The organism is Staphylococcus sp. IVB6181 (genome assembly GCF_025561445.1).
Classification (GTDB): domain Bacteria; phylum Bacillota; class Bacilli; order Staphylococcales; family Staphylococcaceae; genus Staphylococcus; species Staphylococcus simulans_B.
The window spans coordinates 37,606-59,127 of record NZ_CP095096.1; the positions used below are offsets into that span (position 1 = coordinate 37,606).

Annotated in this window: 23 protein-coding genes; 10 read left to right on the top strand and 13 right to left on the bottom strand. The window is 35.1% G+C overall.

Features of this window, described 5'->3' with window-relative positions; translation table 11 throughout:
- Positions 1-4: 4 nt before the first annotated feature.
- On the bottom strand, positions 5-1,114 hold the full coding sequence (locus MUA90_RS00165) for a glycosyltransferase (protein WP_262587526.1): 1,110 nt from the start codon (positions 1,112-1,114) through the stop codon (positions 5-7).
- A gap of 989 nt (positions 1,115-2,103) precedes the next feature.
- Here MUA90_RS00165 and MUA90_RS00170 point away from each other — a divergent pair.
- From MUA90_RS00170 to MUA90_RS00185, 4 genes are all read left to right on the top strand, one after another.
- Positions 2,104-2,421 carry an ArsR/SmtB family transcription factor gene (locus tag MUA90_RS00170; RefSeq protein ID WP_262587528.1) on the top strand — a complete coding sequence of 106 codons (318 nt, stop codon included), beginning with the start codon at positions 2,104-2,106 and terminating at the stop codon, positions 2,419-2,421.
- Positions 2,422-2,542: 121 nt separating this feature from the next.
- Complete coding sequence (locus MUA90_RS00175; protein WP_262587530.1) at positions 2,543-3,496, top strand: alpha/beta hydrolase; 954 nt, start codon at positions 2,543-2,545, stop codon at positions 3,494-3,496.
- Between the two features lie 80 nt (positions 3,497-3,576).
- Positions 3,577-4,494 carry an NAD-dependent epimerase/dehydratase family protein gene (locus MUA90_RS00180; protein ID WP_262587532.1) on the top strand — a complete coding sequence of 306 codons (918 nt, stop codon included), beginning with the start codon at positions 3,577-3,579 and terminating at the stop codon, positions 4,492-4,494.
- 19 nt (positions 4,495-4,513) lie between these two features.
- Positions 4,514-5,197 (top strand): type 1 glutamine amidotransferase domain-containing protein, encoded by a 684-nt coding sequence (locus tag MUA90_RS00185; protein ID WP_262587534.1) that lies wholly within the window; start codon positions 4,514-4,516, stop codon positions 5,195-5,197.
- 224 nt (positions 5,198-5,421) lie between these two features.
- Here the strand turns inward: MUA90_RS00185 and MUA90_RS00190 are convergent, their stop codons facing one another.
- Positions 5,422-5,622 carry a hypothetical protein gene (locus tag MUA90_RS00190; RefSeq protein ID WP_262587536.1) on the bottom strand — a complete coding sequence of 67 codons (201 nt, stop codon included), beginning with the start codon at positions 5,620-5,622 and terminating at the stop codon, positions 5,422-5,424.
- 231 nt (positions 5,623-5,853) lie between these two features.
- On the opposite strand from MUA90_RS00190, the gene MUA90_RS00195 reads away from it, so the two are divergent.
- The gene (locus MUA90_RS00195; protein ID WP_262587538.1) at positions 5,854-7,263 is read left to right on the top strand and encodes a pyridoxal phosphate-dependent decarboxylase family protein; all 1,410 of its coding nucleotides are present in this window, start codon (positions 5,854-5,856) and stop codon (positions 7,261-7,263) included.
- Positions 7,260-8,579: a Rho termination factor N-terminal domain-containing protein gene (locus tag MUA90_RS00200; RefSeq protein ID WP_262587540.1), complete on the top strand. Its 1,320-nt coding sequence runs from the start codon at positions 7,260-7,262 to the stop codon at positions 8,577-8,579. The genes MUA90_RS00195 and MUA90_RS00200 overlap by 4 nt, the downstream gene beginning before the upstream one ends.
- A gap of 409 nt (positions 8,580-8,988) precedes the next feature.
- Here MUA90_RS00200 and MUA90_RS00205 read toward each other — a convergent pair whose 3' ends face one another.
- Positions 8,989-9,561, bottom strand: coding sequence for a hypothetical protein (locus tag MUA90_RS00205; protein ID WP_262587542.1), 573 nt, complete (start codon positions 9,559-9,561; stop codon positions 8,989-8,991).
- 38 nt (positions 9,562-9,599) lie between these two features.
- Positions 9,600-10,145, bottom strand: coding sequence for a hypothetical protein (locus tag MUA90_RS00210; protein ID WP_262587544.1), 546 nt, complete (start codon positions 10,143-10,145; stop codon positions 9,600-9,602).
- 263 nt (positions 10,146-10,408) lie between these two features.
- Here MUA90_RS00210 and MUA90_RS00215 point away from each other — a divergent pair, with 263 nt between their 5' ends.
- Complete coding sequence (locus MUA90_RS00215) at positions 10,409-11,593, top strand: PDDEXK-like family protein (RefSeq protein WP_262587546.1); 1,185 nt, start codon at positions 10,409-10,411, stop codon at positions 11,591-11,593.
- 77 nt (positions 11,594-11,670) lie between these two features.
- Here MUA90_RS00215 and MUA90_RS00220 read toward each other — a convergent pair whose 3' ends face one another.
- The 5 genes from MUA90_RS00220 to MUA90_RS00240 form a co-directional block, all read right to left on the bottom strand.
- Entirely contained in the window at positions 11,671-12,603 is a 933-nt protein-coding gene (locus MUA90_RS00220; protein WP_262587548.1) for a ketopantoate reductase family protein, read from the bottom strand.
- A gap of 331 nt (positions 12,604-12,934) precedes the next feature.
- The gene (locus MUA90_RS00225; RefSeq protein ID WP_262587550.1) at positions 12,935-13,456 is read right to left on the bottom strand and encodes a VOC family protein; all 522 of its coding nucleotides are present in this window, start codon (positions 13,454-13,456) and stop codon (positions 12,935-12,937) included.
- A 69-nt stretch (positions 13,457-13,525) separates the two neighbouring features.
- A complete protein-coding gene (locus tag MUA90_RS00230) occupies positions 13,526-14,146 on the bottom strand; it encodes a LysE family translocator (protein WP_105994040.1) in 621 nt (206 codons plus the stop codon).
- A 181-nt stretch (positions 14,147-14,327) separates the two neighbouring features.
- Complete coding sequence (locus MUA90_RS00235; protein ID WP_262587553.1) at positions 14,328-14,687, bottom strand: cupin domain-containing protein; 360 nt, start codon at positions 14,685-14,687, stop codon at positions 14,328-14,330.
- Positions 14,688-14,699: 12 nt separating this feature from the next.
- Positions 14,700-15,656, bottom strand: coding sequence for an NAD(P)-dependent oxidoreductase (locus MUA90_RS00240; RefSeq protein ID WP_262587555.1), 957 nt, complete (start codon positions 15,654-15,656; stop codon positions 14,700-14,702).
- 297 nt (positions 15,657-15,953) lie between these two features.
- Here MUA90_RS00240 and MUA90_RS00245 point away from each other — a divergent pair, with 297 nt between their 5' ends.
- Entirely contained in the window at positions 15,954-16,535 is a 582-nt protein-coding gene (locus MUA90_RS00245) for a histidine phosphatase family protein (RefSeq protein WP_262587557.1), read from the top strand.
- Between the two features lie 84 nt (positions 16,536-16,619).
- Here MUA90_RS00245 and MUA90_RS00250 read toward each other — a convergent pair whose 3' ends face one another.
- Both MUA90_RS00250 and MUA90_RS00255 read right to left on the bottom strand, forming a co-directional pair.
- Positions 16,620-16,859, bottom strand: coding sequence for a DUF896 domain-containing protein (locus MUA90_RS00250; protein WP_262587559.1), 240 nt, complete (start codon positions 16,857-16,859; stop codon positions 16,620-16,622).
- Positions 16,847-17,815 (bottom strand): LLM class oxidoreductase, encoded by a 969-nt coding sequence (locus MUA90_RS00255; protein WP_262587561.1) that lies wholly within the window; start codon positions 17,813-17,815, stop codon positions 16,847-16,849. Before MUA90_RS00255 ends, MUA90_RS00250 begins: the two co-directional genes overlap by 13 nt.
- 325 nt (positions 17,816-18,140) lie before the next feature.
- On the opposite strand from MUA90_RS00255, the gene MUA90_RS00260 reads away from it, so the two are divergent.
- Positions 18,141-18,821 (top strand): type 1 glutamine amidotransferase domain-containing protein, encoded by a 681-nt coding sequence (locus MUA90_RS00260; protein WP_262587562.1) that lies wholly within the window; start codon positions 18,141-18,143, stop codon positions 18,819-18,821.
- An 88-nt stretch (positions 18,822-18,909) separates the two neighbouring features.
- Here MUA90_RS00260 and MUA90_RS00265 read toward each other — a convergent pair whose 3' ends face one another.
- The gene (locus MUA90_RS00265) at positions 18,910-19,665 is read right to left on the bottom strand and encodes an SDR family oxidoreductase (protein ID WP_114604162.1); all 756 of its coding nucleotides are present in this window, start codon (positions 19,663-19,665) and stop codon (positions 18,910-18,912) included.
- Positions 19,666-19,809: 144 nt separating this feature from the next.
- Positions 19,810-20,547, bottom strand: coding sequence for an NAD-dependent protein deacylase (locus tag MUA90_RS00270; protein ID WP_262587565.1), 738 nt, complete (start codon positions 20,545-20,547; stop codon positions 19,810-19,812).
- Between the two features lie 175 nt (positions 20,548-20,722).
- On the opposite strand from MUA90_RS00270, the gene MUA90_RS00275 reads away from it, so the two are divergent.
- Complete coding sequence (locus tag MUA90_RS00275; protein WP_262587566.1) at positions 20,723-21,520, top strand: HNH endonuclease; 798 nt, start codon at positions 20,723-20,725, stop codon at positions 21,518-21,520.
- Positions 21,521-21,522: the final 2 nt, after the last annotated feature.

Consider the following 21,522-nt stretch of genomic DNA (forward strand, 5'->3'; position numbering starts at 1 on the left):
TCTTTTATACATTTTTCCGCTTGTTTAAAAATTTAAGACCGTTCGTATTAAACCCTTTGATTTTGCGTTCTAATTTAATCGGTAAAAGCGAGCGGTTCGACATAGCCTTATTAAATAAGGTTAGATAATCTTCTGCGTATGTTTCTGGTTGGAAATCTGCTTTCATTGCGTTAACATCTTCTAGACGTTCAGCATTCGTATATTTATGTTCTAACATGCTTTTTAATATTGAATAGTCATGTTCAACTTCTTTTTTCATAAAGTGAACGTTATGGTATTTCTCATATATCGCTTGTAACACATTGTCATCACCTGGATAAATAAGTGCTTGATTACCCGTTGCCATAGCTTCTAATATGGAGTAGCCCAAAGTTTCATAAGGCGATGAGGAAACATAGATATAGGTTTGAGGTACCTTTTGATTTAAATGCACATTATCTTCTAAGTTATAGTAGTGAATTAAGTTTTGATATAAAACTTCAGAAGGACCATAACCTTGAATATAAAGTTGAATAGCCTTATCTTGTTTTATGTTAACGATGTAGTCCATCAGTTTAATGACATAAGAAATGTCTTTGATGCCGTCTTCAAAGCGGGATTTGATGAACAAGTTGCGTTTAGTATTGATAGGGTGTTCATTGATTTGAATATGCGCAGCATTGACATAGTAATGGAAAACCGATGAATAATGGAATCTATTGCTAAATGCTTCTTGTATTTCTTTAGTGCTTACACGTACCGCATCGATCGCATCTAAAGCTAAGTCTGCATCGTCCTCAAGATACCATAATGGTCCATGAACCTCTCCGATAATTTTTATGTTTTTATTGTGTTTCTTAACATCTCTTGCAATTTTGAATAACGACTCTCTTGTCAGAATTAAAATATCCGCATCTGATAAGGCTTTCGTTTCTTTATGTGATTTGATTTCAAGACGCTTAGGGTTAATATTTTCATGGATTACTAATTTCATAATCGCCTCATCTTCATAATGTAAGTAATTAAAATATGTAACATCGTGCCCTGCTTGTTGGAACGCTTTAATGAGATTGATATTGCTTCTGGTTGTACCGCCTTTAGCGAACAAATTAAAACCTAATATATTAACTTTCATACTGTACTCCTTTCTAAATGATCACCTAAAACTTATATCTTAACGAAACACAAATAACGATAGACAGCCTTTTGAGGTATATCTATCACCACTTTTTTGAACTTGAACCACGTTGAGTGGTGTATTTTATATTGTTGTTTTCGACACGTTTTAAAGTTTCTATGAAATAAACTTAAATCTGATGTGACTACTCAATGTAAGTTTTTGTTTCAAATGAAGTGAGAACAAAAACGAAGAATTTATCAATTACGGTTGTAAATGATAGCAGAAAAAGTAGTAAGGCTAGGGAAAACCAAAGTATATATTTCCCTCAATTATATGCCTTTTTCTCTTAATACTAGCACACAGTTAAAACAATATATAGGTTTGATTAAGATAATTTTAATTATTGTAAAGAAATAATTGAGGAATTTTAGTAAATGGTCAAATAATGACTAGCATTGAAAGTTTAGACATATTTTGTCTGTTTCATTTGTTTTAACTCATAAGCTTAACTTTTGAATAAACAAATATGGACATATCATTTCATTGTATGACAGAAGGACTAAAATATACGAGCAACAAAAAGATAGAACAAGTAAATAAATTGCTAACTAGAAGAAGCTAATAACGCATAATACAAGATCCATGGAACTCCCCCTTAAATTATCAATGAATTTAACGATACATACTTAGGTGTTTTAATCGAAAATAACTTTCTCACATTATCAGATTTTGTAAACCACAGTATGTTGAATTATTTTGCTGACTTCTAGTATTAGCCAACTTGCACAGTGAAATACTAAATTAAATAAAACCATTGTTAAGTGATGGTAAAAGACGTATCATAAGTGATGAATGATTCGAAAACCTTGGTAAAGGTGTGTATCTTGTTGCTGTTAAAAGGGGATTTACTCAAGTCAAACTCTTGTATATATAGGTGGATTATGAAACGATGAAATAGTACTCAGAAGAGGGAAATTCAAAATAAATATAATGGAGATTATAAAATGCCAGAACAATCAGCTGAAAAAACTTTAGAGGTGTTTCGACAAGGCTCAAAATTTTTAAATACACTTCAAGATGAAAAGCGTCAACAAATACTCATTTTATTATGTAAAGAGAAGGAGTTAACAGTTAAAGAAATCACAGATTCTTTACCTATTTCTCGTCCCGCAGTGTCACATCATTTAAAAGTAATGTTAGATGCTGGACTGTTATCGGTAAGACAAGCAGGTCTTGAAAGATATTATAGTTCAGATTTAACAGATGCTTTAGATTGGTTAAAGACATTAACACATGAACTTGAGATGAATATCAAAAAATAAAGCATAGGCAAAGTGCTTTATTTTTTACAAACTAGGTTTATAGGTTTAAACTTATGGTTATAAAAATACTAGATTTACTAATTTGTTTATATTCAATTTTAAAGTAAGGAGCCGATGGTCTATGAATAAAAAAGTAGTTTTAGAAGCAGCAGCAAAGAATTTCAGTGATGAAAACAAACCGCACCCAAGAATCTATGAACTTGATCCTAAAGACGGGCGTGAATTACTTGAAGAAGTACAATCTTCTCCTGTTGATAAATATGACGTAGATATAAAAGATACTGTTTTTAATACTAAAGAATGGGGAGAAGTACCTGTGCGTTTTATTTCTCCTAAAGGCAACAATAAAAAACTTCCAGTTATATATTACATTCATGGTGCTGGCTGGGTCTTTGGCAGTCGACACACACATGATAAATTAGTTAGAGAATTAGCAGTTCGTACCAATTCAGTGGTCGTATTCCCTGAATATACACTTTCGCCAGAAGCTAAATATCCAACTGCGATTGAACAAAATTATGATGTTTTACAACAATTACCAGATGTAGCAGAAGAAGAAAATCTGAATCTTGATAAGTTAACTGTAGCGGGTGATTCAGTTGGCGGAAATATGGCAACAGTTATGACAATTATGACTAAGCAACGTAAAGGATTACCTATTCAACAACAACTGCTCTATTATCCAGTCACAAATGCGGCCTTTGACACTGAATCATATAATGAATTTGAAGAAGGCTATTATTTAACACGAGAAGGTATGGAATGGTTTTGGAATCAGTATACAACTGATCCAAATGAAAGAGCAGAAATCACTGCCTCTCCATTACGTGCTTCAGTTGAAGAGTTAGAGGGCTTACCACCCGCTATGATTTTGAATGCGGAAGCGGATGTATTACGTGATGAAGGCGAAGCATATGCAAACAAATTAAGAGAAGCTGGCGTAGAAGTGACACAAATGCGTTTCCAAGGTATCATTCATGATTTCGTAATGGTGAATGTTTTAGACCAAACAAATGCTGCACGAGCAGCTATGGATGTTTCAACGACATGGATTGATAAAAAGAATAATCAATAATATACGAACAAATGATAGAGAGAATCGATTCATTGAGTTGATTCTCTCTTTTTTAATTAATAATAAGCGGAGTGGTTAAAATGCAGACAGTATTAGGTAGTAATGGACAAATTGGTCAAGAAATTGCAAAAGAATTATATAGAAATTTCACAAAAGAAATTCGATTAGTCAGTCGAAAACCTAAAAAAATTCATGAAACTGATGAAGTTATACCTGCAGATTTAATGAACTATGAAGAAGCATTAAATGCCATTGAGGGTAGTGAGATTGTTTATTTTGCAGTAGGCCTTCCTGCTGATTCACAAATGTGGGAAACGCACTTTCCCAAAATGATGGAAAATGTCATTAAAGCATGTCAAGTTACTGGTGCAAAACTTGCATTCTTTGATAATACGTATATGTATGAAAAAAATGCTAACGTGCAAAAAGAAAATAGTCCGTTTCTTCCAGTAGGACGAAAATCAAAAGTTCGTGCAGATATGGCTCAAATGGTATTAGAGGCAATTGAAGATAAAACAATTGAAGCAGTCATTGGGCGTGCACCGGAATTCTATGGACCAGATCGCACACAAAGTATTACAAATACATTAGTGTTTAATAGAATTAAAGCAAACAAAAAACCTATAATTCCAGTAAGCGCTTCTGTCCTAAGAACATTAATATGGACGCCGGATGCCAGTCGTGCGCTTGCATTGCTTGGAAATACTCCAGATGCTTATGGTCAAACATGGCATTTGCCTACAGATAAAAGTATTACTTATAAAACCTTAATAGAAATAACAGAGGCTGTAACAGGACAAACTATTAAATACATGATATTGCCAATAGGCGTGTTTAAATTTGGCAGTTTCTTTAATAATCAGGTTAAAGAATTGATGGAATTATTACCGAGATATAAATATGACAATATTTTCAGCTCACAAAAATTTAAACAAAGATTTCCTGAGTTTAAAGTGACAACATTTAAAGAAGGCATCGAGCAAGTCTTTCATCAATAACTAAAAGGCAGGGAAAAACATGAAGAAAATAATGATAGTCGATACATCAAGTGCACAATTTGGAGAAAATGATAAACCAACTAGGTTATGGTTAGGTGAACTTGTTCATTTTTACGACTACTTTAATAACGATAACTATCAGATTGATATTTATAATATAAAAGGCGGAGAAACACCTATTGATCCAGTCAGTTTAAAGCCTTTTGTTTTTGATAGCTTAACTAAGAAGTATTTTGAGGATCAAGCATTTATGGCATTATTACAGAACTCACCATCGATTAGTGAAGCGAACTCATTAGATTATAACGTAATCTATTTTACAGGTGGGCATGGTGTGATGTTTGATTTTCTTGATAACGAAGTGATTCAAAATGCGGTCAATGAGATTTACAATCATGGCGGTGTAGTTTCTGCAGTATGCCATGGTATCGCAGCTTTATTAAATGTTAAGGATAAGAAGGGCAGATACTTTATTGATAATAAAGCACTTACGGGTTTCTCAAATGTGGAAGAAGTCTTAGCAAATCGTAAACAACTCGTTCCGTTTATGTTAGAAACTGAATTGAAAAAAAGAGATGCAAAATATAGTAAAGCTAAACTACCATTTAGACCTTATGTGGTTAAAGATGACCGCTTAGTTACTGGTCAAAACCCGCAATCACCTAAGAAAGTTGCTGAGGCAGTAGAAAGCATACTTAAATAGCATACATCATCTTAAAGTATGCTTACGTCTATATTGCGATAAGCAGCCATTACAGTACAAGCGTTGCGTTGTTAACTATTTGCAGGAAGCATGTATGACAGTAAGTATCAGACAAACTTTCAACCAAACTTGGAAATGAATATCACTATAAAGAATCTTATAAGGTGGTATTTATTTTCAAGTTTTTTTGTGTCTTCCTATCTTTAATAACTAAATCAATCTTCCTAAAAGTAAAAGAGGATGACATAAAGAGACCCTATTATTAATCCGCCAATAAAGCTAATGATTAACCATTTTTTAATATTTCTTAACTCTGCTGCTGTTTTCCCTGTTCTTTTTTCTATCCATTTACCGTCTAACCATTTAACTAAGGTAAATACTATGGCTGTTCCTATAATGATTAAAAATGCAATTATATATTTCATAAAATACTCCTTTCCATGATAGATATGAATGATTTAAAAATAATAAAAATTTATATTCATATTGATTTTAACGAAAATCAATATACTATACAAGTAGTGGCAGATAATGAAAACTAATCGCAAAATCTTAAAGCAACCTTCTATAAAACATAGTGAATGATTGTATGACAAAAGCCCCTTGTGTGATAATTGTATTGAATAAATATCTAAATAGAGGAGCATAGAAGAGATATGGATTTTAATGAGAACAATATAGATTTAGAAACCATTATCAGAGACGAAGTCAACAAGTATTTATCTAGAGATATTGGAGAGCTTCCAGCAACGCAGCAAGCGCCGCTTGAACTTAGAAAGAAATATGAGTATATGGAAGTGCCAAGTGAAGGACGTAATATCTACGATGTGCTGAAAGATCTGAATAACGAAGTATTGAATTACTTATATCGTCCGAATCATCCTCGTTCTTTCTCATTTATACCAGGTCCTGCATCACGTTTATCATGGCTTGGGGATATTTTGAGTACAGCTAACAATATACATGCCTCGAACTTTAAAAATGCGACATTGCCGATTAATATTGAACGTAATTTAATCAATTATCTGGCAGGTAAAATCGGATATGAAATCAAGCCGGCAGGCGGTGTGTTTGTGTCTGGCGGCTCAATGGCTAATTTAACCGCATTAGTTGCGGCTAGAGATGCACAAATCAATATGGAGGACATTAAGAAAGCGACTGTCTACTTAACCTCTCAAACACATCATTCTGTCGGTAAAGCATTACATGTCGCAGGATTCTTAAAGAAAAATATCCGAAGAATTGATTATAACGAAGACTTCACAATGAATACGGATAGTCTAAAAGCTGAAATAGAAAAGGATATAGAAGCAGGTTATAAGCCTGCGATTGTGATTTCAACTGCAGGTACAACCAATACAGGGTCAGTTGATGACTTTACAACACTTGGAGATATCTGTGATGCATACAACCTATGGCTTCATGTGGATGGTGCTTATGGTTTATCTCACATCCTCTCAGATAAAGCAGAACATCTATTTAAAGGTGTAGAACGTTCCGACAGTGTAAGCTGGGATGCACATAAACTATTATTCCAAACTTACAGTTGTGCAATGGTTGTTGTGAAAGAAAAACAACATCTGCTTCAAAGCTTTGGTGAAGATGCGGAATACTTAGATGACATTGCATCTGACGATGATGTGATTGATCCTGAAATGTTAGGTATAGAACTTACACGACCTGCTAGGGCATTGAAATTATGGATCACACTGCAAGTTATTGGTGAAGATGAAATTATTAAACGCATTAAATACGGTGAAGATTTAGCTGAGTACGCTGAAAGCTATGTATCACAACTTGATCATTGGCGTATCGTTTCTCATGCCAATCTCTCTATTGTTAACTTCAGATATGAAAATGAAGATTTAACTGAAGCACAAAACAACCAGCTCAATAGTATGGCTGCACAAAAGATAGCAGATTCCGGCTATGCGGTAGCATATACAACAGTACTAAACAATCAACGTGTGATTCGATTATGTACAACAAACCCATTAACAACAGAAGATGACATTAAAGAAACTATCAATAGACTCAATCTCTATATTAGTGAGGTGCATCTATGAAAAATCCTAGAGATTTAACTTTCTCAAAGCTTCTAAGTAAGAAATATAAAGTTTCAGAACTTCTAACGATTTGTGAGAATTTCAACATACCTGTGAGTTCTAAGCTCAAAAAACAAGAAATCATAGATAAAATTGTACAACGATTTCATAATCATCCAGATGAAATGATCGAATCTAATTTAGATGAAGATTTGATTGAAATGGTGTGTACAATGATTGTTTCAGGACATAATTCGAGTGGCTTCTTAAAAGATCAGCTAAAAAGTTATTTTGTGTATGAAAATAACTATGGATTAATGGTGCCAAAAGAAGTAATAGAGGCATTTAAAAGTTATTTTGAAAAGCATGGTATCAGTGTTATTAAATTCTTGGTTAAGCGAGGCTATCAATTTGAAAATGGTGTCATTAATGAAAATCTTCATTATCAACTCCCGAAAACAAGCAGACATATTAATGGTATTGCAGAAACTTTAAAAATCGATGAAGTCGCGAAAAAAGAGTATATTCAATGGTTGGAGCAACAAAAAAACTTGTCTCCAGAAGGTATGTTTTTATTAAAAGGTTTAATAGGTGAGTATCAAAATTTTGAAGACTATCTGCGATTTGTGAAGGTTCCTGACTTTCCTCTGAATGAAGAGGAAGCAATGGATACAATGGTGAAGAAAATGTACTTTTTTGGTGGGTTAGCAGAAATGTATGGCATTGTACCTATATCTATAGTAGTTAGATTATACAATCAATTCTTTCAAACAACATATACAGAAAGAGAATGGATGGTTGCTTTCGAGGAGGCAATTGAAAAAAGCGATATTGCCTTTTTAACGGTGACTGACTTGGTGCATAGCATGTTAAAAGATGATTATTATCAAGATGAAGACTATATCGATTATGATTGGGAAGATGATGATTCAGTCTATGAAGATGGTGATGTTAACTTTTATTTTGAAGTAGAAGAAGCACGTGCACAGATTGAGTATTATTTGCCAAAAACATTACAAGAAGTCGTGCATCTTGGTAAATATCAATATGAAAACACACCAGAACTCATCTCGTTATTACAACAGCTGAAAAGTTATTGCACTAGGGATGCGCATTATAAGGCAGTGGATACAATAGATGCTGTGGTATTTTCACTTAGAACAGATTTGAATCAAGATCGAATTCAAAGCTTTGCGAAGTCTCTCATCATAGCGAAGGATTTTGAAGGTATCAGCGAAGATGCATTAATCATATTATTAACTGAAATCAAAAGTCATCTGCATCTTTGGAAGTATCGCGGCCATACAAAAGCATCATTTAAACAACATAATAACTAATATCATGAACTACAGAAAAAAGGATGGTAATCTTTTTGATTAACTCCCTGTAGAGCAGGCATTTAAAAAATGAAAGCTTTATAGGGAGTTTTCATATGTAAATATATCTAAATTAATATAATACTTCTGGCCAGGAATTGCACGATTATCGTGTAGTATGGAAAAAAGTTTAAAGATATTATAGGTAAAATAAAACAAGAAGAGGCTTTATGAAGAAGAGATTAGGCTTAATAGGGAGTTGGAATTATTTATACATACAATTACCAATTACTTTGATAACGAAAGAAGAATTGGGAGTTAAAAAGGCAAGACTCCTGTAGAATACAGAAATCTTGCCTTTGGAAAGTTAGCTTAACCAAAAAGTACAACGTTTTAGGTTCGCTACAAACTCTTAGTTACTTTTATTTCCTTAAGGTAAAGTCACATGTTCTTCATGAAATTTTTCATTCATCATTCCATCCCAAAAAGAAACTCGACCATCTTGTTCAACTAAGAAAGTATAAGAGCCATGTCCTGATTTATTGTTTGCAGGGATTTTCCATACACCTTCTCCTTGTGCTGAGAACTCTGGTTGCTGAAATTTAATTTTTGAAGCGTCTCCATCTTCACTTTGATTAATGGCAGCTATTAGATAATCGAAAACATTATCTCTGTTGACTCTTAAATGTGCAAATTCATCTTTATTAGTCATTCGTTGTGAAGAACCTTCGTGTACTTTAACAATCTCACTTCCGTCAGTAGCTTGTGTATCCTGTTTATTAGTTGTTGTTTCAGTTGATTGATTTATATTCTCAGTATTATCAGACTCATGTTCTGATTCATCATGTGTGTTGTCATCATTTTCTTTATCATCTTTTAATTGAGCTTCCAGATTCTTTTTCTCTAGTTCAACTTCTTGATACTTATTATATCCAAAGAAACCGGTAGCACCTATGATTCCGAGTATTAATACTAAGGATACAGTTATTAAAAGCTTGTTCATATTATAGTTCTCCTTGTTATGTTCGTAATATCGTTAGATTATTGATTATCCGCTTCCATAGCATTCGTTCTTCTCTCTCTTTGTTCAGCTTCATCATTAGTTAGTGTACTTGGATCACGTTCCATCAATTCTGCATTGTCACCAGAAAGATCTGCACCTGGTTCAGGTATTTCTCCTCTGGCAGCTTTTTCGTACATTTCTTTTTGTTTAGCATATTCAGCATCTGCATCAAAAGCGCTGTCTGATGATTTAGACGTACTTTGAGAAGGTGCTTGGTTATTTTGAGATGGAGCAGGTTGTGATTCTTGTACAGGTGGTTGTGAAGATGCAGTATCATTTTGTGATTGATTATATACTTCTTGTGTATTGCTTTCTTCACTATAAACTGATTCTGTATTATTTTCATTTTCTTCCTGTTCTTTTTTCTTTTGTTTCTCTTTTGCTTTCTTCTCTTTTTCTTTAGCTATTTTAGTTTCTTCTTTTTTCAGTTCTAAATCTTTATAACTGCCATAAGCAAAGACGATCGCAATTCCTAATGCAGCTACAAGCGCTACAATTCCTAAACTCACAAAAATCTTTTTCAATATACTATCTCCCATCTATTTTTCTTATTAGTATTAGAATAATCTATTTACCAACAATTTGATAGAAGTTTTTAATAAATAGTGTGCTTTTTGGATTGGCATAATAGAGATAGAAAATAGTAATTTTAAATTTTAAAAATGTTGATATTTTGATAAAAGTAGTTTTGTGCGTGAAATTAACATTAATACTATTAATCCTATTTTTGAATGAACATGGTAAAATGGTTTGGGGAGTATAGAGAGACTAATAAGGAGAAAAGATAATGAACAGAGATGAGACAGCATTATTAGCATTTCTAAAAGATATTGATTGTTTGAAAGAAGTAGAAAAGCATTCTAATCAGTTTAACTTATTTGAAGTACTAGGTGTTGTGGATACTGAAATACGTCACAGCAATATGCTCGCTTGGTTGTTGGATCCGAATGAAATTCATGGGCTAAATGATACGTTCCTAAAAGAATTAATTAAGCTTTATATCGATGGAACAGAAAGATTCAGTTCGAATCAAACGCTTTTCAAGTTATTGTTAAATGATTTTGAGGATGCCGTTGTTTTAAGAGAGTGGAGAAATATAGATATACTTGTTGTATCAGAACAAAATCAAACAGTGATTGTGATTGAGAATAAGATCTGGAGTAAAGAATCCAAACATCAACTCAAAAAGTATCAAGCCATTGTTGATAGAGAATATCCTGGCTATGAGCAATTATTTTTATTTTTAACACCAGAAGGTGATGATGCTAGCGATAGTGCGACATGGTCTAGCATTGCTTACAGTCAGATTTTAGATTGTATCCATGCAATCTTAGAAAGCAAAGCTAATATTATCAACCCTAAAGTAGTAGATTTTATTAATCAATACATCGGTATTTTGAGGAGGCACATCGTGGGAGATGAAACATTAGAAAAATTCTGCGGTCAGATTTACGCAAAACACAAGAGAGCATTGGATTTAATCTTTGAATATAAACCAGATATCTTAAATGACATTTCTAAGATGCTGCAAGAACATATTGCTCAGAATGATGAGTTGGTTTTGGATCAATGCAGTAAATCATATATTCGCTTTACGACTAAAAGTCTAGACAGAGTAATGCCGCTTAATAAGACCGAGAACAAATGGACACCTAGTAATAGAGTAGTTTTATACGAAATTGTAAACACTCAAAAGTTTACTGGAATATATTTATTGATAGGGCCTGCAGAAACAGAAGAAAGAACATTGGTTTTTGAAACCGCAAAACGATGCGAACATCTAAAAACAAGAAAGTTATCCAAAGAATATACGAGAATTTATTCCAAAAATTTCTATCGACGTAATGATAGAAGTGAAATGAGTCATGAAGAAATTTTAGAAAAGGTGCTTCAGGCTTTTGATAAGTTTATCCAAAGTGATATGAAAACGGTAGAAGAAGAGTTATTATCACATTATTCACGTCATGCGTGATGTATGGATTTCTTTATAAGTGATACTAGTCATAAAAATAGAAGCAGTGCACGGCACGCTTCTATTCTTATGGCTTATTATTGTATTTTCATTTCTAATTGATGTATCAGATGTGTAATCATCGTATTCAATGGTGTAGGGACATTGAGTGCTTGACCATAAGCTGCGACTTGTCCGTTGAGGTAGTCGATTTCAGTCAGACGGCCATTGTTATAGTCTTGATGCATAGATGGATAATGCAGACCTTGTGTCTCTTTAGGATAGGCCGCTTCGATTTTATTTAAGAGTTCTGCACTGTCTAATTCAACACCTTTTGCTTTTGCGACAGTTACGATTTCTTCAATTAGCGGCACAATCATTTGTCGAGATTCTGGATAACTGCCGAATTCGTAAATGGTCTTATCTAAGATCGTGCAGAGCGGGTTTAATACACTATTTAACGTGGCTTTAGACCAAATGGATTTAAAGACATCTTCGCTGATTTGAGCATGAAGTCCAGCTTCATTGAGTACATTTAAAATGAAATCTGTACGTGCATCTTTCTCTCCGTCAGCACGCTGCAAATCAATCGTACCGTTTCCTTCTAGTAACAATTGTCCAGGACCGCGCAGTCCAGCAGTCCACATTGTGACCGCAAGATAAATTTGAGACATCGGCACAAATTTAGATAGACGCTCTTCATGGCCTAAACCATTCATCATACTTAAGATAGCTGTTTCATCATGGATACAGCCGATCGACTGCAAGTGTTCAAGCATAGCTTCTGACTGCATGGATTTCGTCAAAATAACAATTAAATCAAACTGCTCATTCACATCTTTAGAAAGCACTGCTGGAATTTCAACAGTATACGTATCTGTTTCAGTTTGTACTTCCATGCCTTGTGCATTGATACGATTCACATGTTCTTCCCAGTTATCAATCAATGTCACGTCATAACCTGCTTCTTTGATAGAGACCCCGATGCGTCCTCCCATCGCACCTGCGCCAGCGATTCCTACTTTATACATAACGCTTCACCCCTAAAATAATAAAATTATCCTAATAATAATATTGTCATTATATATAAATACCCTACTATTATTTGAAATAACAGATGTTTCTAAGACAATAAGATAGTGAGAGGGTATATAGGTTTCGTTTTGCTTTGCCGTCTTAGAAATGAATTGCATATTCATTGAATAGTAAAATTTAGGAGTTAAAGTATTAAACACTGTTTGAAAGTATACTGAAACCGAGATTTATGACTTGTTTTATTTCATGTGAATAAACAAAGAAGCACCTATGCTTTGATTTAAGCATAGGTACTTCAAAGGTAATATATAAGATTTTTAAATGTGTTTATTCTTTCGGTATGAAGACTTCAGCTTCACTCTCTTTTGGATAATAATAGCCATGAGGCAGTGTCTGTAATTCGATTAAGCTACCCCAAGGTGTTTTGATATAGATTGTTTGATTACCTAGTGTATCTTCATAGCGTGTGTTCTCATGAGGTTCTGAGACAGGTTCTCCGCCGGCTTGTATGATTTGATGCAGTGCTTTATCAAAATCGTCTACATAAAAGGAAATATGGGTAAAACCAATGTCTTGCAAGGCACTTGGTTTGTGCTGATGAGCATTCACAAATTCAAACATTTCTATATTAGGACCGTTCCCGAAGACCAGCATGCGTTTTTTGATGATTTTAGCACCTTGTTCAAGGTCTAAAAAGCGTTCTACTGCTTTACCGCCTCTGAGCGGATCCATTTCTGTTTGACTGTCGTAAGCCACCTTACCGTCTAAACCTGCTTTAAAGAATTGTGTCGCAGCTTCTATGTCTGGTACCGTTAATCCAATATGATTAATCCCTCTTGTTATATCCATCTGACTTACTTCTTTCTAACATACCTTGCTTATATATTAGCCGTTTAACAGATTTCTATGCTTCGTGTGTTACTGCTCGAACTTTAATATACTGACCGCAAGCCCGATTAAAATAACACCTACTACATAATCAAAGATAGATTTAAAGAGCGGTTGATTAAATAATTTCTTAATGTGTGTAAATAAGAAGCTGCATAAAAAGAACCAAATAAAGACAATAGCGATAAAGAGTGCAGATAAGAAAATGATTTTCAAAGAACCTTCATCCTTAGTCACAAATTGAGGCAAGACTGAGATGTAGAAGAGGATAGCTTTCGGATTAAGTATGGTACTCATGAAGCCTTGTCTGAATGATTTAAACAAACTGATATGCCTGATAGGATAGCTTGAAGTCGTAATCTTACTGGTTTTACGTGCATTCAATATAGTTTTAACACCTAGATACGCAATATAGACGGCACCCAAGAATTTGATAGCTGTAAATGCATAATACGAACTCGTGAGTATAAAGATTAAGCCAAGAGCGGCGATGGATGAATAGACCACATGTGCACTCGATATGCCAAGGGCTGACATAATTCCATTTTTAGTACTGCCTTTCATCGTATTGGTCGCAACGATGAAGAAGTCAGGACCAGGAATAATAATGATGAGTAGTGAAATGAGTATAAAACTGATAAGCGGATCCATAATCGAGCACTCCCTTGAAAATAGTAATGCCTCTATCTTAGCATGTCTGTTCATTCTATGAGATAAGAAATTCGACGTCAGTGTCAATTGCGCATAAAAAAAGATGAATGACGTCCTTTCAGCAACATCATTCATCTCAAGTTTTGGAGGTTGATTATAAATGATAATTATAAAGATTCGTTTAGTGTATATAAGGGATGAAGTCTAAAGGCATCGGTGTAGCGAAACCAAGCATGATAAAGTCTTCATCACCAGTATTAGTCATACCGTGTGCCTCGCCAGGTAATGATACAATGATGTCGCCCGCTTTGATGGTTCTTTCTCGTCCGTCATTTGTATAGAATGTGCCTTCGCCTTGTGTCACGATCCATACATCATCTGCGTTTTGGTGGGTATGACATTGCAAGTATTGGCCGGGTTTCATGCACCAAACGGCACCTGCAGAATGTTCAGATTGATAAAAGACAGTTTTTTGTGCTTCCTCCTCTGAGAAGCGTGGCAAATCTTCCATGTTAAAAAAGCGTTGTTGTGTGTCGACCATTGGTTATCACTCCTATTTATTTACAATATAATCCGGTGTTGCGCCTGTGAGTGCTTTGACAACGTTGCCTGCCGCAATTTCAGCCATCATATCACGTGCTTCGAATGTCGCATTGCCGATATGCGGTGTAATCACAACGTTATCCATAGATTTCAGTTCTTCAGTAATCTCTGGTTCGAATTCGAAGACGTCTAATGCGGCACCTTCGATTAATCTGTCTTGCAAGGCTTTGACTAATTCAGCTTCATAAACAATCGGACCTCTCGATGCGTTGATTAAGTACGCAGTAGGCTGCATCTTTTTAATTTCGTCATAATCAATCATGTGGCGCATGCTTTCATTGTAAGAACAGTTGATTGTGACAAAGTCTGCTTGTTTCAACAGTTCATCTTGCGAAACATAGCGTGCACCGAGTTCTTGTTCCTTATCTTCATGACGTGATGGACCAGAGTACAGAATATCCATATCGAAACCTTTTGCGCGTCGTGCAACTGCAGAACCGATTTCACCCAGACCGATGATACCGATTGTTTTGCCTGATACTTCACGTCCGCGGAAGAAGAGCGGGGACCAGCCGTTGAAACCTTTTGTGCGGCATAATTGATCGCCTTCAGGGATACGGCGTGCTACAGCTAATAAGATACCCATTGTCAGGTCAGCTGTGGCATTAGTGGAAGCAATCGGTGTATTAGTAACATCGATGCCGCGTGCTCTTGCTGCTTGAATGTCAATATTGTTGAATCCCGCACCATAGTTTGCGATAATTTTTAAGTTCGGTGCAGCTTCAATGACTTTTTCGCTTACATTTGTGGATAATAAACTGATTAAGCCGTCTGCATCTTTAATACGTTCGATTAATTCGTCTTCAGTAATTAATTTGTCTCCAGTATACATATCTACTTCAAAATGTGCTTTCAGTTGATTTAATCCCGCCTCTGGAATCGCACCTGCTACTAATACTTTTGTCATACTCAATCGCTCCTTATATTTACTTTGTGAAAATATTCACAATATTTATCTTTAGCTTATCATGGAATTGAAATAATAGAAGTGCATAAAATGATAAATTCATTGCTTTAATTTGTACGAAATGAACAAAATGTATAAACGGTTGGAGCATACTTGATGAAAGATGTATCAAAATCGTAATAAAATCCAGTGCCGTATATAGAAGAGATTCGTTATGATGAAAGGGAACACCCATCATTTTTAGTACAGATACAGCGATACAAATGATGAAAGGACTAAAATGAGGAGCAGACAATCATGAAAAAGACATTATATTTAATCAGACACGGACAAACTTTGTTTAACAAGAAACACCAAATTCAAGGTGCATCAGATTCGCCTTTAACTGAATTAGGAAAACAGCAAGCCGCAAAGGCTAAGCTGTATTTTGATCAATTAAATCTGACAGACTATGCATTGTTTTCATCTACACAAGAACGCGCATCTGATACGTTAGAAATTTTATTTCCTGATGAACCTTATACCAGATTAAAAGGAATTAAAGAATGGAATTATGGTTTGTTTGAAGGGGAGTCGGAGCTGTTGAATCCTCCGCATCCAAATGGGGTAGTAGATTTGGGAGCTTTCTTTGCGACTTATGGCGGGGAAACTGTGGAAGAGGTTCAAACACGTACAGTAAAGACTTTGCATCAAGTTGTAAAAGAGACACCGCATCAAAATGTCGTAGCAGCAAGTCATGGAGATATTTTATTCCTATTTGCACATCATTGTTTGCCGGTAGAAGCGGTCAAACAAATCAAAATTACAAATTGCTGTATTTTAAAATTTGAATATGAGGATGAAACTTTTACGTTTGTGGAAGCTATTCATCCTGCTTAAGCAAAAGAAAACGGGTTGGATGCCTCTATCAGAAGTGTCCAACCCGTTACTATCCAGATTTATTATTCATCTATTTTATGTTGCTTATTCAGGTTTTAAGTCTAAAGTACCCATTTCTTCGCGCAAGTTATAGATTTTATCTGGTGTAACGTCTTCACCAAGCGGATCTACAACTTTTAATGTTGAGAATGTGCTGACCACTTGGCCGCGAATCATTTTAAGGTATTCTTGTCTCAATTCATGTTGTTCTTGTTTTTCTTCAGTACTTAGTGCTACTTCTTTTTCTTTATTTGCAAGTGTATTAATTCTATCTAATAGTTCCATATTGTTTGTTCCTCCTTGAAATCATTTGGTGGGAAATGCGGAATCACATAATCGCCCAATTCGTTCATAATATCTTGGTACGTTCTCTCATGTGTATCGAGTTTCAGCATGATGTGATTAGTACCGATTCGTTCATAAGCTTTCAACACGTTAATCAATGTGTTTCTGCCTAGTCTATAGCCGCCTTTAACGGGTTTGATTTTTTCGTTTGGATCTTTGGATAAATCTATGACTAATGGATGCATGAATGGTTTGAATTCATCGTTGTCATGCCATGCCTCTAATAAGGCTTTTTGAAGTTGGAATTCTTGAGGGTAGAACATCCAGCCATCCATATTTTCTTTAATCCAGTTCAAGTCTTGCTTTGCGTTGCCTGTCGCAAATATCGGTATGTGATGATGCTTCGGCAATACTTGCAGACCTGAGTCTTCGTATAACTCAAAGATAGAGTTCGAAATCTCTGGAGAATGTGCTTGCCATAATGCGTTTAAAGACGCGACTGCGTCTTTGAAGCGGATATGCAAGTCTTTCGTTTCGACTTTGAAAGCTGGAAACTCGAAAGAACGGTCTCCAGTCGCAAGTCCCATTAATAAGCGCTCGCCAGATACCAAGTCAAGAGTTGCTGCAGCTTTGGCTACATGAATCGGATGACGCAATGTCGCAACAATACTCGCTGTTCCGAGCGCAATCTTATTGGTTTTGGCACTGAGATACGTTAAGAATACAAACGGATCGTAGTTTGTGGTTACTTTGCCTAAATGCGGACTGTATAATGGATTGTCTCGTACAAATAGGCTGGTAAATCCTAAGTTTTCCGCAAGCTGTGCCAACTGGGCTTGTTGTTCAAACGCTAACGCAACTGAATCATTATCATCAAAAGGAATACTTAAACCTAAAGTAAGATGTCCTTTTTGAAAGGTGCGTTTAAAGCCGTTGTGTTGTTGAATTGTTGTCACGTCTATCCCTCCTAACTTGAGTAATTTGACAAATAATGATTGCACTAATCAAGTTGTCTACAATTATTCTATAATGTTTACATAAATTAATCAAACCTTGTGCTCACGCGGTTTATCAATTTAGTCAAAAATAGTCAAAAACATTGATTTGATGCACTTTTGGCTAAAATTTAAAAGATGAACAAAGTGTTATTTTGAGTTTTTTAGAGAAGATGAATGCATGAGATTTACAATAACTTCATCTTCATTTTGAGCAAATCATTCCTTTTGCAGGGGAGGGCGGTGTTAAAGTGAAACATATTAATAAACAAGAGGTGAGACTCAAATGAAAAAGATTTTAGTCGCAGTCACAAATGTTTCGAAATATAAAGATTTAGAACGTCCTACAGGCGCATGGCTTGGAGAAGTTGTACATTTCGCAGATGAGTTCTATAAAGCAGGTTATGAAGTAGATTATGTGAGTCCAAAAGGCGGATTTGTGCCGATTGATCCGGCAAGCTTATCTGAAGAATTCATGACAGATGTGGATTGGAAATATTATACAGATCATCAATTCATGACAAAGCTTAATCAATCATTAAAACCAGAAGAAGTTAATCCAGAGGACTATGAAGTGATTTATTATGCTGGCGGTCATGGTGTAGTTTGGGACTTTGAAAAAGATAAAGGTTTAATTGAACTAGCAGAAAAAATCTATTCAAATAACGGTTACGTTACTGCTGTTTGTCATGGTCCCGCAGGATTATTGAATATTAAAGACAATGGCCAAAATTTAATCAAAGGCAAAAAAGTCGCAGGGTTCTCTAACAGTGAGGAATCTCAAATGGGTGTGACAGAAAACATGCCATTCTTGCTAGAAGATGCCTTAAAAGAAAAAGGCGGAGAATATGAAAAAGGTGAAGACTGGTCATCATTCGTTGTCGCAGACGGCAGACTGATCACAGGTCAAAACCCTCAATCTGCACAACAAGTAGCGTTAGATACGTTAAAAGCATTAGGTCAATAAATTTCAGTGTACGTGAAATAAGACTACCCCGGTGCAGGGTAGTCTTATTTTTATGCGTATATAAGCTCTAAAACTGTGATTTTATTGTTTATAGGATACCGCTAGGTTCTTCAGGCAATACTTGGCCGCCATCGATAATCAATGCTTGTCCAGTAATGAACTTAGCTTCTTTAGAAGCGAAGAAAGCTACTGCATAACCTATATCTTCAGGTTCTCCTAATTCATGTGTCGGTATAATCTGGCGTGTACCTTCTAAGTAATCCTCGCCTTGAGCTTTTAATCCTTCAGTTAATACGTTACCAGGCTGTACAGCATTTACAGTAATGCCGTATTTTGCATATTCTAATGCGGCACTGCGTACAAAGCCGAGTTGTCCAGCTTTTGATGCACCGTAATGTGCCCAGCCAGGATAGCCGGTATTCGGACCTGTAACTGAAGAAGTCACGATAACACGTCCGTATTTTTGTTTTTTCATTACTTTTAAGACAGCTTGCGTCACAAAGAACGTGCCTTTTAAGTTGATATTTTGTACATAATCCCAATCTTCTTCTGTTAAATCTTCGATGTTGATTTGAGGATAAACGCCTGTATTTGAAGCTAGAATATCAATCTTTCCAAATTGATGAACGATATCCCCGACAACTTTATTTACTTGAGTTGAGTCTGTCACATCGAGTTTGAAGAATACACCATTGAGTGCTTCAGCTGTTTGTTTGCCGTTGGTTTCATCAATGTCCCCGATAATCACTTTTGCGCCTGCTTCTGCCAATGTTTCAGAAATACCTTTGCCGATTCCGTTTGCGCCACCTGTCACGAATGCGATTTGATTATTTAAACTAAACATGTACAATCACCTCTTACTTACTCATTACCCTAGGTCGTGTTCAACCATACGTGAATAAATAAAATAGTGACATTATCTTAAAATAAAGCATAAAAAAACAGCCTTCATCAAAAAATCAGATGGAAGGCTGTTGGTTCAATAGGATTAGTCAATGTTATTAAGTGCATTGATGACGTTGACCATATCATCATGAATGACTAAATCTGCATCATGATCATAAGATGTCGCATCTTTATTGATGATGACTAAGTTTTCACCTTCAAAGTTGGAAATTAATCCAGCCGCAGGCTGTACAACGAGTGAAGAACCTAAGACCACTAAAGTATCCGCTTGTTTGATTTTGCTTAATGCGCTGAACATTGTCATTTGATTTAACATTTCACCGTATAAGACAATGGCCGGTCTGAGCGGACTGCCGTCTTTCTTACTATGACGCAAGTTATGGTCGATGATATCGAATTTTGAGTATTGATCATTCTCATCATTGATACTGTAGAAAATATTTAATGTACCATGCAGCTCATCTACATTTTCACTGCCTGCATCGGTATGCAGACCATCAATATTTTGGGTAACAACACCTAAAGATTTATGTTCCGCTTCAAGTTTTGCGATCCATTCATGTACAACGTTTGGTTTTTTATCCGCAAACAATAAATACTTATGACAAAAGTCCATGAAGCCGTCTGGGTTACTTTGCAAGTAATCATGACTCAAGATATATTCAGGCGATAAACCTTGCTTTGCGATTTCATCATTTAAACCGCCGATAGAACGGAAATCAGGAATACCACTTGCGACAGAAATACCTGCACCTGTAAAGAACGTAATCTTATTAGAATTATCAAAGATGTCTTTCAACTGTGTTATTTTAGTATCCACGCTTATCACTCCATTAATTATTCAATACATCTCGTGTATTGATTTACTCACATTAATTCTAAGATTAAGGAAATGTTTAAGCAAGTTAGATAGAAAAGGGTAAAGTTAAAATATATATAATTAGTGTGATGTATAAATAGGTGGATTATGAAAAAATAAAATATGGAGGTGCGATATGAGTAATAAATATTGGGTTATACCGTGTAATGTAAAATCATATGATGTAATTGGTGCATTTAATAAGTTAGAGGTTATAGATTGGAAACAAAGTAACAATATGAAGTCAGCGCGACCAGGCGATAAAGTATTTATATATGCTAGTAAGCCTTATTCGGGGATTATGTATATGTGTATAATTCAAAATGTAAACAAATCAACTGAGTCTATGGAAGATAAAGAGTTTATGACTAATACTGAAAACTATGGAAATTATGGAAATTACATGGAATTAAAATTATTAAAGAGTAAAACACAAACTCCTATAACATTAAAAGAACTTAAAAAGTATGGATTAAAAAGAAATATTCAAGGGCCGAGATCCTTAAAGGATGAATTGCTTAAATTTATTTTAGATAGTTTTGATAATGAACAAAACACTGCTTCTGAAGAAAGTGAATTAGAAAATTTCTTGTATAAAGAAGGGAAACTCATAAAAAGTTATGGCACTAGATTTGAGAGGGACCAATCTCTAAGAAGAAAAGCTATAGAAACTCATGGTATGACATGCAAAGTATGTGGGTTTAACTTTGAAGAATATTATGGAGAATTAGGTAAAGGATTCATTGAAGTGCATCATACTAAGCCAATGTACATTACTAGAAAAGAAGTTAGTGTAGATCCGCAAACTGATTTAGTTCCACTTTGTCCGAATTGCCATAGAATGATTCATAGAAAGAAAGACAGACCTTTAGAAATCGATGAATTAAAGCAATTAATAGTTTCCTCTTTGAATGATAGGTGTAAACTAATATAATG